The 12908-nt window shown below is 73.5% G+C and carries 12 protein-coding genes; 8 read left to right on the top strand and 4 right to left on the bottom strand.

Annotation, left to right across the window (positions count from 1 at the left end; genetic code table 11):
• Positions 1–45: 45 nt before the first annotated feature.
• Both ACIRFH_RS12965 and ACIRFH_RS12960 read right to left on the bottom strand, forming a co-directional pair.
• Positions 46–606, bottom strand: coding sequence for an ATP-binding protein (locus ACIRFH_RS12965; protein ID WP_403519780.1), 561 nt, complete (start codon positions 604–606; stop codon positions 46–48).
• 181 nt (positions 607–787) lie between these two features.
• Positions 788–1165, bottom strand: a complete 378-nt coding sequence (locus ACIRFH_RS12960; protein WP_403519778.1) for an STAS domain-containing protein — start codon at positions 1163–1165, stop codon at positions 788–790.
• Positions 1166–1406: 241 nt separating this feature from the next.
• Here ACIRFH_RS12960 and ACIRFH_RS12955 point away from each other — a divergent pair, with 241 nt between their 5' ends.
• Both ACIRFH_RS12955 and ACIRFH_RS12950 read left to right on the top strand, forming a co-directional pair.
• On the top strand, positions 1407–2333 hold the full coding sequence (locus tag ACIRFH_RS12955) for an RNA polymerase sigma factor SigF (protein WP_403519776.1): 927 nt from the start codon (positions 1407–1409) through the stop codon (positions 2331–2333).
• Positions 2334–2610: 277 nt separating this feature from the next.
• Positions 2611–3195 (top strand): hypothetical protein, encoded by a 585-nt coding sequence (locus ACIRFH_RS12950; protein WP_403519774.1) that lies wholly within the window; start codon positions 2611–2613, stop codon positions 3193–3195.
• 84 nt (positions 3196–3279) lie between these two features.
• Here ACIRFH_RS12950 and ACIRFH_RS12945 read toward each other — a convergent pair whose 3' ends face one another.
• Entirely contained in the window at positions 3280–4680 is a 1401-nt protein-coding gene (locus ACIRFH_RS12945) for a diaminopimelate decarboxylase (protein WP_403519772.1), read from the bottom strand.
• Positions 4681–4846: 166 nt separating this feature from the next.
• On the opposite strand from ACIRFH_RS12945, the gene hutU reads away from it, so the two are divergent.
• Genes hutU through hutI form a run of 4 tightly spaced genes read left to right on the top strand, consistent with a single transcriptional unit; the run spans position 4847 to position 10300 of the window.
• Positions 4847–6529: a urocanate hydratase gene (gene hutU / locus ACIRFH_RS12940; RefSeq protein ID WP_403519770.1), complete on the top strand. Its 1683-nt coding sequence runs from the start codon at positions 4847–4849 to the stop codon at positions 6527–6529.
• Positions 6526–7743, top strand: coding sequence for an allantoate amidohydrolase (locus ACIRFH_RS12935; protein WP_403519768.1), 1218 nt, complete (start codon positions 6526–6528; stop codon positions 7741–7743). The genes hutU and ACIRFH_RS12935 overlap by 4 nt, the downstream gene beginning before the upstream one ends.
• The gene (locus tag ACIRFH_RS12930; protein WP_403519766.1) at positions 7740–9083 is read left to right on the top strand and encodes a formimidoylglutamate deiminase; all 1344 of its coding nucleotides are present in this window, start codon (positions 7740–7742) and stop codon (positions 9081–9083) included. The genes ACIRFH_RS12935 and ACIRFH_RS12930 overlap by 4 nt, the downstream gene beginning before the upstream one ends.
• A 38-nt stretch (positions 9084–9121) precedes the next feature.
• Positions 9122–10300: an imidazolonepropionase gene (hutI, locus tag ACIRFH_RS12925; protein ID WP_403519849.1), complete on the top strand. Its 1179-nt coding sequence runs from the start codon at positions 9122–9124 to the stop codon at positions 10298–10300.
• A gap of 373 nt (positions 10301–10673) precedes the next feature.
• Here hutI and ACIRFH_RS12920 read toward each other — a convergent pair whose 3' ends face one another.
• Complete coding sequence (locus tag ACIRFH_RS12920) at positions 10674–11516, bottom strand: MurR/RpiR family transcriptional regulator (protein WP_403519764.1); 843 nt, start codon at positions 11514–11516, stop codon at positions 10674–10676.
• Between the two features lie 171 nt (positions 11517–11687).
• On the opposite strand from ACIRFH_RS12920, the gene ACIRFH_RS12915 reads away from it, so the two are divergent.
• The gene (locus ACIRFH_RS12915) at positions 11688–12239 is read left to right on the top strand and encodes an RNA polymerase sigma factor (RefSeq protein ID WP_403519762.1); all 552 of its coding nucleotides are present in this window, start codon (positions 11688–11690) and stop codon (positions 12237–12239) included.
• Between the two features lie 98 nt (positions 12240–12337).
• The gene (locus ACIRFH_RS12910) at positions 12338–12748 is read left to right on the top strand and encodes a hypothetical protein (RefSeq protein ID WP_403519847.1); all 411 of its coding nucleotides are present in this window, start codon (positions 12338–12340) and stop codon (positions 12746–12748) included.
• Positions 12749–12908: the final 160 nt, after the last annotated feature.

Here is a 12908-nt window from a genome sequence, read left to right as displayed (position 1 = left end):
GGAGGCTCCGGCTCAAAAGGCCCGCGGGGAGACAGCGCCCGTGGGCTACGCCGGCGCGCCCAGCTCCGCCCACACGCGCTTGCCCGCGACCCCCGGCGTCCGTACGACGCCCCAGTCCAGGCACAGCCGCTGCACGATGAACATGCCGTGGCCGCCGGGGCGGCCCGCGCGGTGCGGGGTTCGGGGTGCGGGCTGGCCCGCGCCGCGGTCGGAGACCTCCAGCCGGATCACCTTCTTGTCGCAGGTGATCCACAGCTCGTCCGGCCCCTCGGCGTGCAGGCACGCGTTGGTGACCAGTTCGGAGACGACGAGCAGCACGTCCTCGGCGGCGGCACGCTGGTCGGCGCTGGTGGAGGGCAGCCAGCCCCACGCGTACAACGCCTGGCGGGTGAAGTCGCGGGCCAGCGGGACGACGCCGCTCTGGCCGTCGAAGCTCAGTCGGCGGACCTGGCGGCCGGCCGCGGATGCGGGCACGCCGGTCCCAGGAGCGAGCGCGCCGCCTCCCGCGGGCTCACCGGCACCGGGTACGTCCCCCTCGGACGTCCCGGAAGCGCCGCTGGGCTCCGGACCGCGGTCGCCCGGCGAGTAGGGCCGGGTGGTGCTCATCAGCGCTTCACCTCACCGATTCACCAGTTCACGTTTCACAGTCGTACACCGTCACAGTCAGGAGTCTCCTGCCCGACCGGACCGGCGGAACACCCCTGTATTCGTCACGAAACACGGGACGGGGTGAGAACGCCGGCACCAGAGGCCGCACGAGACCCGCCACCGCGCCCGGGGCGACGGCTCAGCCGGACTCGTCCGACAGGGCCGCCTCAAGCGTGTCATGGAGGGTGAAGACCGCTTCGGCCCCCGTGATCTCGAACACGCGAGCCACCACCGGCCGCATGGCCACGAGATGGACGCCGCCCCCCGCGGCCTCCGCCTTCAACCGCGCGCCGAGCAGGACGTTGAGTCCCGTGGAGTCGCAGAACTCCAGGCGCGAACAGTCGACGACGAGCCGGTTGAACCCCTTGGCGAGGCATTCCTCCAGCGGCTCGCTCAACAGCTCGGCGGTGTGGTGATCCAGCTCACCCGCCGGGGTCACGACGGCACTGGGGCCCTCTTCGCGCACCTCGACCAGAAGCCGGCCCGACTGTGTGCTGCCGACCGTCCCGCGGTCCATGCCGTCTCTCTCTCCCGACGTCGTGACTGCCTGCTGACGCCCTCGAACACTACGCCTTCTCGCGACACTCCGACACCCGAACAACCGCACACAAACGGACATACACGCACAGAACACACTTGCGGTGGGCTCGGTAAACCCGGTAGGGCTAGAGGAACACGTACCCGACACGGCCGGCTTTGGAGGCGCCGCACACCGCACAGTGCACGCAACTGGCTTCGGCAGCCGTATGCCGAGAACGATGGAGGACATCATGTCACCCCGGCTCGACGGATCGCGTACCCGAGAAGCGACGTCGACACTCCCTCCGGAACATCTGGATCCCATCGAGCATCACGACGCCGCCGTCGGCCACGACGGCGCACTCGCCGGACTCCCGGACATCCCCGCCCACGACGAGGTGACCCCGGCAGACGCCCGGGCCCTGTCCAAGACCCTCTTCGCGCGGCTGGAGTCGCTGGAGGAGGGCACGCACGAGTTCGCCTACGTGCGCAACACGCTCGTCGAGCTCAACCTCGCACTGGTCAGGTTCGCCGCCTCCCGCTTCCGCTCCCGCAGCGAGCCGATGGAGGACATCGTCCAGGTCGGCACCATCGGCCTGATCAAGGCGATCGACCGCTTCGAGATGTCGCGCGGTGTCGAGTTCCCCACGTTCGCGATGCCGACCATCATCGGCGAGATCAAGCGCTTCTTCCGTGACACCTCGTGGTCCGTGCGCGTCCCGCGCCGGCTGCAGGAGCTGCGGCTCGACCTGGCCAAGGCCGGTGACGAGCTGGCCCAGCGCCTCGACCGCGCCCCGACGGTGTCCGAACTGGCCGAGCACCTCGGTCTGTCCGACGACGAGGTCGTCGAGGGCATGGCCGCCTCCAACGCCTACACCGCCTCCTCCCTGGACGCCCAGCCGGAGGATGACGACACGGAAGGCGCGCTCGCCGACCGCATCGGTTACGAGGACCACGGGCTCGAGGGCATCGAGTACGTCGAGTCGCTCAAGCCGCTGATCGCCGAACTGCCGCCCCGGGACCGGAAGATCCTGTCCCTGCGCTTCGTGGCGGGCATGACCCAGTCGGAGATCGGCGAGGAGCTCGGCATCTCCCAGATGCACGTGTCCCGGCTGCTGTCACGGACGCTGGTACGCCTGCGCAAAGGGCTGACCGTCGAGGAGTGACGGGTCACAGGCCGCCCCACGGTCCGCCGCGCCGGGCTCGCGCCCGGCGTCCCGTCGGCGCTGGACGTCCGCACGGACACCGGGCGGCCACCGGACGCCGGGGGCGGATCGGTTGCTCGCACAACCGGTTGGCCGCGGCTGACGATGGTGCGAACCATGCCCCGGGCGGCGGGCAGATTCTCAGGTTCGTCTCAGCTTCCCCCGTTACAGTACGGCGCCTGAACACACCCTTCGGACGCATCGCACAGCGGACAGGACTGGGACGGGAGGCCGGAACGTGGCGCGCGGAGGACAGGGACTGGCTCGGGTCGCCGTCGTCGTACGGGCGGGGGCGGCGCCACTGTGGTGGCTGGGCGTACTCGCGGCGGGCACCGGTGTGCTGGTGCCGGGGCTGACCGGGCGCCGCATCGGCGTCCTGGCCGGCGCGGCGCTGTTCATCGTGGCGACGGCCGTGGTGGCGTCCGTGCGCCGCAAGAGGTACACCGCCCTGGCCGGCTCGGCCGCCCGCGCGAGCAAGTACGACGTGCTCCAGGACCGCTCGGTGACCGTACGCAACTGGCGCCGGGGGCACCGCTGGTGGCTGCTGCTCGCCTTCCTCGCCGCGCTGGGCAGCGCCTTCGCCGTCCCCGCGGCGGCCGGACTGCTGATGGCCGGCTGCGGCGTGGGCCTGTGGCTGAAGTCCGCCTGGATCGGCCGCCGCGAACAGGCCGGGGACGCCCTGCTGTGGGTCCGCGTGGACTGGCTCGACCGTGGGGCCGGCCGCCCGGCGGGCAAGGTCGTCAAGGCCTACCGCAGCACGGGCATCGCGGCGGGCGACGCGGCACCCGGCGGGGCGAGGCGAAAGACGGCGGCCCTGGTCTGACCAGGGGGCGGGGAGCTGCGCGCCCCCTGGGGCACGGTGCGGCTCCGCCGCGCGGGCGCGACCGGTCACGGCGGACGCCGCACCCTACGAACCGCCCGCACCCCCACGGCGAAGACCCCCGGTCAACGCGTCCACGTACTCCCCACCCGCCTCGGCCACGATCTCCTCGACCGCCTGCGCCCTGCGCACCACGCGGAAGGCGACACCCCCGTCCCCGCCCCCGGCGAACCCGTACACCGCCGGCCGCGCCAGCGAGTTGTACGCGTAGTGGTGCGCGAAGTAGTACGCCCCCGTGTCCAGCGCCGCCGCGTAGTCCCCCTGCTCCAGCAACGGCAGCGCACGCCCCGACGCCAGCAGGTCCCCCGCGAAGCACGCCGGCCCCGCCACGTCCTGCACCACGTCCGGCCCCTGTTTCGGCAGCCCCTTGCCGTCGTACGCGGCGATCCGCAGCGGCCACGCCCCCGGCGCGTACACCGTCCGCGTCGCCACCTGCACGCCCGCGTGCGTCACCGCGACCGGCCGGCCCCCGGCGCTCTTGGCGTACTCCACGCGGGCCACGACCGTGCCCTGCTTGGCCAGCAGCGACCGTCCGAACTCGGTGACCAGCCCGTACCGCCCGTCGAACAGCCCCGGCACCGCCTCGCGCAGCACGCGCGCGTACGCGGCGTACGTCGGTGCCGTCTCGTCGGAGGCGAAGTTCACCGGCAGCCCGCCGCCGATGTCGAGCGTGTCCACCTGCCGGCGCCCGGCCCGCTCGTTGATCTCCTCGGCCAGCGCGTACGTCTCGGCCACCCCCTGGGCCATCAGCGCGAGCGGGATGCCCTGGGAGCCGGTGTGCGCGTGCAGCCGGGTCAGCCACGGCCGGTCCAGATACGCCCGTACCACCCACTCGCGCGCTCCCTCGTCGCGCAGCGCCACGCCGAACTTCGAGGTCGCCGTGGCCGTCGACAGCGCCTCGATGGAACCCCCTCCGACCTGCGGGTTCACCCGCATGCCGAGCGGGGACCGGCTGGCTCCCGCGGCCATCAGGGCGTCGAGGCGCTCCAGCTCCTGAGGGTTGTCCGCGTTGACCGCGACCCCCAGCGCCAGCGCCTCGCGCAGTTCGCCCGGCGTCTTGGCGGGCGAGTCCAGCACCGTCCGCTCCGCGGGCACCCCCGCGGCCCGCGCCAGGGCCAGCTCGCCCGGGCTCGCCACCTCCGCGCCGATGCCCTCCTCGTGCAGCAGTCGCACCACCGGGACCAGCGGAGACGCCTTCACCGCGAAGGCGTGCAGCACGGACGTCCCCGGCGCCGTCACCGCCTCGAACGCCGCCCGCAGTGCCGCCGCCGACTCCCGGATGCCGGTGACGTCCAGCAGCCCGACGATCGGGGCGTCGGGCCCGAGCAGCCCCTGCTCCACGGCCGCCCGCACCGCCGCGTCCCGCCGCGCGGCCCGCTCCGCGTCGGCGCCGTTCAGATCACCGTTCGTGCCTGCGCTGTCGCTCACGCGATCCTCCGTCCCCTCGCCTGCCCTGCCTGACCGGACGTCCAGCCAAACACCCGCGACGCTCCCGCGCCGGGACACGGACGTATTGACTAGGTCTATTCACGAAGCGAGGATATGAATATCTGCAGTAATCATCCGCCGGGACCGACCCACCAGGAGGCAGACCATGTCCGGACCCCGTCCTGTCCGAGCGCCACGCGGCACGACGCCGAGCGCCCTGGGCTGGCAGCAGGAGGCCGCCCTGCGGATGCTGCAGAACAACCTCGACCCCGAGGTCGCCGAGCACCCCGACAAGCTCGTCGTCTACGGCGGCACCGGCAAGGCCGCCCGCGACTGGCGCTCCTTCGACGCCATGGTCCGCACCCTGAAGACCCTCAAGCAGGACGAGACGATGCTCGTCCAGTCCGGCCGCCCCGTCGGCGTCATGCAGACCCACGAATGGGCCCCGCGCGTCCTCATCGCCAACTCCAACCTCGTCGGCGACTGGGCCAACTGGGAGGAGTTCCGCCGCCTGGAGGCCCTCGGCCTGACCATGTACGGGCAGATGACGGCCGGCTCCTGGATCTACATCGGCACCCAGGGCATCCTCCAGGGCACCTACGAGACCTTCGCCGCCGTCGCCGCGAAGAAGTTCGGCGGCACCCTCGCCGGGACCATCACCCTCACCGCCGGCCTCGGTGGCATGGGCGGCGCCCAGCCCCTCGCCGTCACCATGAACGACGGCGTCGCGATCTGCATCGACTGCGACCCCCGCGCCATCGACCGCCGCATCGAGCACCGCTACCTCGACGTGAGGGCCGACTCCCTCGACCACGCCCTCCAGCTCGCCACCGAGGCCCGCGACCAGCGCAGGCCCCTGTCCATCGGCGTCCTCGGCAACGCCGCCGAACTGGTCCCGCAGCTCCTCGCCATGGGCGCCCCCGTCGACATCGTCACCGACCAGACCTCGGCCCACGACCCGCTGGCCTACCTCCCCGCCGGCATCGCCTTCGAGGACATGGCCGTCGCCGCCGCCAAGGACCCGGCCGGCTTCACCACCCGCGCCCGCGAGTCCATGGCCCGGCACGTCGAGGCCATGGTCGGCTTCCAGGACGCCGGCGCCGAGGTCTTCGACTACGGCAACTCCATCCGCGGCGAGGCCCAGCTCGCCGGATACGACCGGGCCTTCGCCTTCCCCGGCTTCGTCCCCGCCTACATCCGCCCCCTGTTCTGCGAGGGCAAGGGCCCCTTCCGCTGGGCCGCCCTGTCCGGCGACCCCGCCGACATCGCCAAGACCGACAAGGCGATCCTCGACCTCTTCCCCGAGAACGAGTCGCTGGCCCGCTGGATCAAGATGGCCGGCGAACGCGTCCACTTCCAGGGCCTGCCCGCCCGCATCTGCTGGCTCGGCTACGGCGAGCGCGACAAGGCGGGCGAACGCTTCAACGACATGGTCGCCTCCGGCGAGCTGGCCGCGCCCATCGTGATCGGCCGCGACCACCTCGACTGCGGCTCCGTCGCCTCCCCCTACCGCGAGACCGAGGCCATGCTCGACGGCTCCGACGCCATCGCCGACTGGCCGCTTCTCAACGCCATGGTCAACGTGGCCTCCGGTGCCTCCTGGGTCTCCCTCCACCACGGCGGCGGCGTCGGCATGGGCCGCTCGATCCACGCCGGGCAGGTCACGGTCGCCGACGGCACCGCCCTGGCCGGCGAGAAGATCCGCCGGGTCCTCACCAACGACCCCGGCATGGGCGTCATCCGGCACGTCGACGCCGGGTACGACATCGCGGAGTCGGTCGCCGCGGAGCGGGGCGTGCGGGTGCCGATGCGCGAAGGCGACGAGGCGCGCGAGGGTGGCGACGCGTGAGCTTCCACAGCATGTGGGCGGAGCTGCTGCCGGTCGGCCGCAGCTCCGCCTCCGGCGGCTACCGCCGCTTCGCCTGGACCGGCGCCGACGCCGACTGCCGGGCCTGGTTCCGGCAGCAGGCCGAGGCACGCGGGCTGACCTACGAGACCGACCGCAACGGCAACCAGTGGGCCTGGCTCGGCGACCCCGCCGCGGGGAACGCCGTCGTCACCGGCTCCCACCTGGACTCCGTCCCCGACGGCGGCGCCTTCGACGGCCCCCTCGGGGTGGTCTCCGCCTTCGCGGCCCTGGACGAACTGCGCCGCAGGGGAGCGCGGCTCACCCGGCCGCTGGGCATCGTCAACTTCGGCGACGAGGAGGGCGCCCGCTTCGGTCTCGCCTGCGTCGGCTCCCGGCTCACCGCAGGGGCGCTCACCGTCGAGCAGGCCCACCGTCTGACCGACGCCGACGGCATCACCCTGCCGCGGGCCATGGAGGCCGCCGGACACGACCCGGACGCCATCGGCCCCGACCCCGAACGGCTCGGCCGTATCGGCGCCTTCGTCGAACTCCACGTCGAGCAGGGCCGCGCCCTCGACCTGTCCGGCGACCCGATCGGCGTCGCCAGCGCCATCTGGCCGCACGGACGCTGGCGGTTCGACTTCCGCGGCGAGGCCAACCACGCCGGCACCACCCGGCTCGCCGACCGGCGCGACCCCATGCTGAGCTACGCCGAGACCGTCCTCGCCGCCCGCCGCGAGGCCGAACTCGCCGGTGCCGTCGCCACCTTCGGCAAGATCGCCGTCGAGCCGAACGGCGTCAACGCCATCCCCTCCCTCGTCCGCGGCTGGCTCGACTCCCGCGCCGCCGACCAGGCGAGCCTGGACACCGTGGTCACCGGCATCGAGCAGGCCGCCCGCGCGTACGCCACCGCCCACGGCGTCGACCTCGACGTCGTCCGCGAGTCCTTCACGCCCGTCGTGGAGTTCGACCACGCCCTGCGCGACGAGATCGCCCGCCTCCTGGGCAGCGACACCGAGCTGACGGTCCCCGTCCTCGGCACCGGCGCCGGACACGACGCCGGAATCCTCTCCGGACGCGTCCCGACCGCCATGCTGTTCGTACGCAACCCCACCGGCGTCTCGCACTCCCCGGCCGAATCCGCCGCCGAGGACGACTGCGTGGCCGGGGTGAACGCACTCGCCGACGTACTGGAAGGGCTGGCCCGCACGTGACCCCCACCCCACGGACGTACTGGCTGGAACACGCCTGGCTCGGCACCCACGTCGAGCCGGGCGTCACCGTGGACGTGACGGACGGCCGCATCACCGCCGTCCGCACGGACACCCCCGCCCCGCCCCCCGGCGCCGAGATCCTGCGCGGCCTGACCCTGCCGGGGCTGGCCAACGCCCACAGCCACGCCTTCCACCGCGCCCTGCGCGGCACCGTCCAGGTCGGCAGCGGAACCTTCTGGACCTGGCGTGAGGTCATGTACTCCGTCGCCGACCGGCTGACCCCCGAGACGTACCACGACCTCGCCCGCGCCGTGTACGCCGAGATGGCCCTGGCCGGCATCACCACCGTCGGTGAGTTCCACTACGTCCACCACGCCCCCGGCGGCACCCCCTACGCCGACCCCAACGCGATGGGCGAGGCCCTGATCGAGGCCGCCGCCGACGCCGGCGTCCGCATCACCCTCCTCGACACCTGCTACCTCTCCGCCGGCTTCGGCGAGCCCCCGAACACCCACCAGCTCCGCTTCTCCGACGGGACCGCGGACTCCTGGGCGGAACGCTGTTCAGTTCTCAAGGAACGGGATCACGCACGGATCGGGGCCGCGATCCACTCCGTACGGGCCGTGCCCGCGGGCCAGTTGGCGACCGTGGCGCGCTGGGCCGAGGAACGGCGGGCCCCGCTCCACGTGCACCTGTCCGAGCAGACCGCCGAGAACGACGCCTGCCGCCAGGTCCACGGACGCACCCCGGCCCGCCTCCTCGCCGACCACGGCGTGCTCGGACCCCGCACCACCGGCGTCCACAGCACCCACCTCACCGACGAGGACATCGCCCTGCTCGGCGGCAGCCGCACCGGCACCTGCATGTGCCCGACCACCGAACGCGACCTCGCCGACGGCATCGGACCCGCACCCGCCCTCCAGCGGGCGGGCTCCCCCCTCTGCCTCGGCTCCGACAGCCACGCCGTCGTCGACCTGTTCGAAGAAGCACGCGCGCTGGAGCTGAACGAGCGGCTGCGCACCCGTACCCGCGGCCACTGGACCGCCGCCGCCCTGCTGCGCGCCGCCACCGCCGACGGCCACACCGCCCTCGGCTGGGACGACGCCGGCCGCATCGAGGCCGGTGCCCGTGCCGACCTCACGACGATCGCCCTGGACTCGGTCAGGACAGCGGGGCCGCTGCCCAGGCTCGGCGCCGAGACGGCCGTATTCGCGGCGACGGCAGCGGACGTACGGCACACGATCGTGGGCGGGCGGCACGTCGTACGCGACGGGGCGCACACCCTCGTCCCCGATGTGCCGCAGGCCCTCGCGCGGGCCGTCGAAGCCCTGCGCGCATGACCACCCGACCCCGCCCCCACGAGGACGTCACGGACACCATGAGCAGCAGCACCGTCATCACCAACATCGCCACACTGGTCACCAACGACCCCTCCCTCGGCGACGGCTCCCCCCTCGGACTGGTCCGGGACGCGGCCGTCGTCATCGACGGCGACCGCGTCGCGTGGACCGGTGAATCAAGCAAAGCACCCGCCACCGACAATCACGTCGACGCCGGCGGCCGGGCGGTCCTGCCCGGCTTCGTCGACTCCCACTCCCACCTCCTCTTCGCGGGCGACCGCACCGAGGAGTTCAACGCCCGCATGTCCGGCCGCCCCTACAGCGCCGGCGGCATCCGCACCACCGTCGCCGCCACCCGCGCCGCGAGCGACGAGGAACTGGAGGCGGGGCTCACCCGCTACCTCGCGGAGGCCCTGCGCCAGGGCACCACGACCTTCGAGACCAAGTCCGGCTACGGCCTGACCACCGCCGACGAGTCCCGCGCCCTGCGCATCGCCGCCCGCCACACCGACGAGGTCACCTTCCTCGGCGCCCACGTCGTCGCCCCCGAACTCGCCGACGACCCGGCCGCCTACGTCGCCCTGGTCACCGGCGAGATGCTCGACGCCTGCGCCCCGTACGCCCGCTGGGTCGACGTGTTCTGCGAGAAGGGCGCCTTCGACGGCGACCAGGCCCGCGCGATCCTCACCGCGGGCAAGGCCAAGGGCCTGCTGCCGCGCATCCACGCCAACCAGCTCTCCTACGGACCCGGCGTCCAGCTGGCCGTGGAACTCGACGCCGCCAGCGCCGACCACTGCACCCACCTCACCGACGCCGACGTGGACGCCCTCGCGCACAGCGACACCGTCGCCACGCTGCTGCCCGGCGCCGAGTTCTCCACCCGCGCCGAGTGGCCGGACGCCCGCCGCCTCATCGACGCCGGCGTCACGGTCGCGCTCTCCACCGACTGCAACCCCGGCTCGTCCTTCACGTCCTCCGTCCCCTTCTGCATCGCGCTCGCGGTGCGGGACATGGGGATGACGCCGGACGAGGCGGTCTGGTCGGCCACCGCGGGCGGTGCGGCGGCCCTGCGCCGCGACGACGTCGGCCGTATCGCCCCGGGCGCGTATGCCGACCTGACCCTCCTCGACGCCCCGAGCCACGTCCACCTGGCCTACCGACCCGGCGTGCCGCTGGTCAGCGAGGTCTGGCGGAGAGGAACCCGCGTGGGCAGTTGATCCCCGCGGTTTTCCACCGTGTCCCCCGCGGTTGACAAGCGCTGACTACGTTCAAGACGTGTGCGTCGGCCGGTTCGACGCCGGTTGAGCGGAGAGGGGCGGGCCGTGTCGGAGGCCGACCTCGAGCCCCTGCGTGTCCGCAGGCACTGCTGCGGTCGAACAGCTGGTGCCCGCCGGGTTGGACCGGCCATTCGGGCACACGGCCTACGCCGCTGCCTCCGACACGGTTGGGGGCAGGTCCTGACCGCGACGCCTGAGGCCTATGACGGCACGGGGGTGCGGGTGGTGGACATCGGAAAGCCGTGACAGCTTTCCGCCGGAGCCCGATGCGCCGTGAGCCGTGAGCCGTGAGCCGTTCACGCGCGTCCCCCGCTCAATCCACGAACAGGCCCCGGGCCGCCGCCCTGGCGTCGAACTCCTCCAGCCGGGCCTGGGCGTCCGGCAGGTCGTCGCACATCGCCTCCAGCAGCACCCGGCCCAGCAGCATCGGCGCGCAGGCCGTGTCGAAGACGAGGCCCGTGCCGACGGCGGCGGGCAGCAGCAGGTCGGACACCTTGGCGACCGGCGCGAAGGCGGAGTCGGCGACGGTCACCACCGTGAGCCCCGCCTCCTTGGCGTGGGCGAGCGTGTCGACGACCTCCCGCGGATGCCGGGGCAGGGCGAAGCAGAGCAGGGCGTTCGCGCCGGCCCGGACGGCGGCGTCGATGCGGTCGTGGATCATCGTGCCGCCCTCGTCGAGGAGCCGCACGTCGGGGTGGACCTTGGCGGCGAAGTAGGCGAAGCCGTACGCCTGGGAAGCCGCCGCGCGCAGCCCGAGGACCGGGAGCGGCCGGCTGCCCGCCAGGACCCGGCCCGCCTCCCGCACCGGACCGGGGTCGGCCAGCGCCTCCGCCAGGTGCCGCAGGTTCTCGATCTCGGCCTCCACGGCCTGCTGGTACTCGTTGGCGAAGCCCGTGTCCGCCGCCGCTTCGGCGGGGGCGATCTCGCGCAGGTGCCGACGCAGCGCCGGATAGCCGTCGAAGCCGAGGGCGACGGCGAAGCGGGTCACGGACGGCTGGCTGACCCCGGCCAGCTCGGCCAGCTCCACGCTGGACAGGAAGGGCACGTCGGAGGCGCGCCGCACCATGCTGTGCGCGATGCGCCGCTGGGTCGGCGTCAGCCGGTGTCCCTCGAAGAGCGCCTGCAGCCGCGCGGCCGGACTGTCGGTCCCGCTCATGACGTGCTCCCCCTCGACCTATTCACGCGCCCGGGATTCTGCATACAGTTATACAGCGGCGTGGGCGTCGTCCTCGAACGGCCGGACGCACGACGCGCGGCCGGTCGGGCGCGTCGGTGAACCGGTGGGCGGCCGGCGGGAGTGCCGGGCCGCTTTCCCTCCCCCTCTCCCGTGAGTGCCCCGCGCGAGGCGCCCGCCCCGGAGCGGGACGGACCGGAGGACCCGTGGTCCGCGGCGGCGGACCTGGTGGACGCGGCCCGGACCGGTGACGTACTGGCCCTCGACGCCCTGCTGGAACCGCTCGCCCCGTACGTGGCCGCGCTGTGCCGTCCCATCGCACCGGACCACAGCTCCGACGCCGCGCAGGAGGCGCTGAACGCGGTCTTCCAGGGCCTGCCCCGGCTCCGGGACAGCCGCGCCCTGTACGCGCGGGTGCGCACGATCACCGTCCGGGAGGCGGTGCGGGTGGCTCGCCGGGCGCAGCGGGAGACACCGGTGTGCGGACTCGACGACGCGCCCCGGCCCGGCGGTCCCGAGCCGGCGGCGGACGTCCGGGACGTACTGGGGCGGATGTCCGCCGAGCACCGTGCCGTTCTGGTCCTGCGCGGGCTGGAGGGCCTGGACGAGCGGTCGGTGAGCCGGATCCTCGGCATATCCCGCGGCACGGTGAGGTCACGGCTGCACCGGGCTCGGCGCGGCTTCCGGACGGCGCGGTCCGGGTGAGCGCGGCGGTGCCCGGTACCGGACGCCCCCGGCGAAGACGGGGGCTAACCCCCGTGCCGGGGCGTTCCCGGCTGCCTACCGTGGCTTCCATGACGGGAATGGACGGGCAGGACACCGACCTGAAGAAGGAACTCGACGCCACTCTGCAGACCCGCAGGGAACTCGGTGAGGAGTACGAGTCCGCGCTGGTCGACTCGTTCCTGGAGAAGGTCGACCAGCGCATCGACGACGTGGTCGAGCGCCGGGTGCGCCGGCAGCTCGCCGAGCAGCAGATGACGACGGCCCGGGACAGCCGCTCGCCGCGGTCCACCGACTCCTTCGGCGAGCGCTTCGGCTTCGGCATCGTCTCGCTGGTCCTCGCCGTCCCGCTCTCCGCGATCGGCGGCGGCATCGCCCACCTCCCCGGGCTGCTGACCGCCTGGGCGGGCATCGTCGGGGTCAACGTCGTGCAGGCCGCCCGCACCAACCCGGGTCTCTTCGGCCGCCGCGGCTCCGGCCGCGAGGACTGAGTCCGCCGGGAAGTCTGCGCGGGGACCGCCGCACCCCCATCGCTGAGGGGCGGGACGACGACGGTCCCCGCGGGGGACGCGGTGCCGGGCCTCACGGCCGGGGCGGCGCGTCCGTGGCGTCCGTGGAGGTCCGGGAGCCGCTCCGGAAGGTCCTCGACGC

It is taken from the genome of Streptomyces sp. NPDC093586 (assembly GCF_044764905.1).
Lineage (GTDB): Bacteria > Actinomycetota > Actinomycetes > Streptomycetales > Streptomycetaceae > Streptomyces.
This window is presented reverse-complemented; position numbering and strand designations above follow the sequence as displayed.

Excerpts from the sequence above, each read along its gene's own strand:
- ACIRFH_RS12920 (WP_403519764.1), bottom strand. The coding sequence starts at position 11,516 with ATGAGCGGGACCGACAGTCCGGCCGCGCGGCTGCAGGCGCTCTTCGAG.
- hutU (WP_403519770.1), top strand. The coding sequence starts at position 4,847 with ATGTCCGGACCCCGTCCTGTCCGAGCGCCACGCGGCACGACGCCGAGC.
- ACIRFH_RS12955 (WP_403519776.1), top strand. The coding sequence starts at position 1,407 with ATGGAGGACATCATGTCACCCCGGCTCGACGGATCGCGTACCCGAGAA.
- ACIRFH_RS12910 (WP_403519847.1), top strand. The coding sequence starts at position 12,338 with ATGGACGGGCAGGACACCGACCTGAAGAAGGAACTCGACGCCACTCTG.
- hutI (WP_403519849.1), top strand. The coding sequence starts at position 9,122 with ATGAGCAGCAGCACCGTCATCACCAACATCGCCACACTGGTCACCAAC.
- ACIRFH_RS12965 (WP_403519780.1), bottom strand. The coding sequence starts at position 606 with ATGAGCACCACCCGGCCCTACTCGCCGGGCGACCGCGGTCCGGAGCCC.
- ACIRFH_RS12960 (WP_403519778.1), bottom strand. The coding sequence starts at position 1,165 with ATGGACCGCGGGACGGTCGGCAGCACACAGTCGGGCCGGCTTCTGGTC.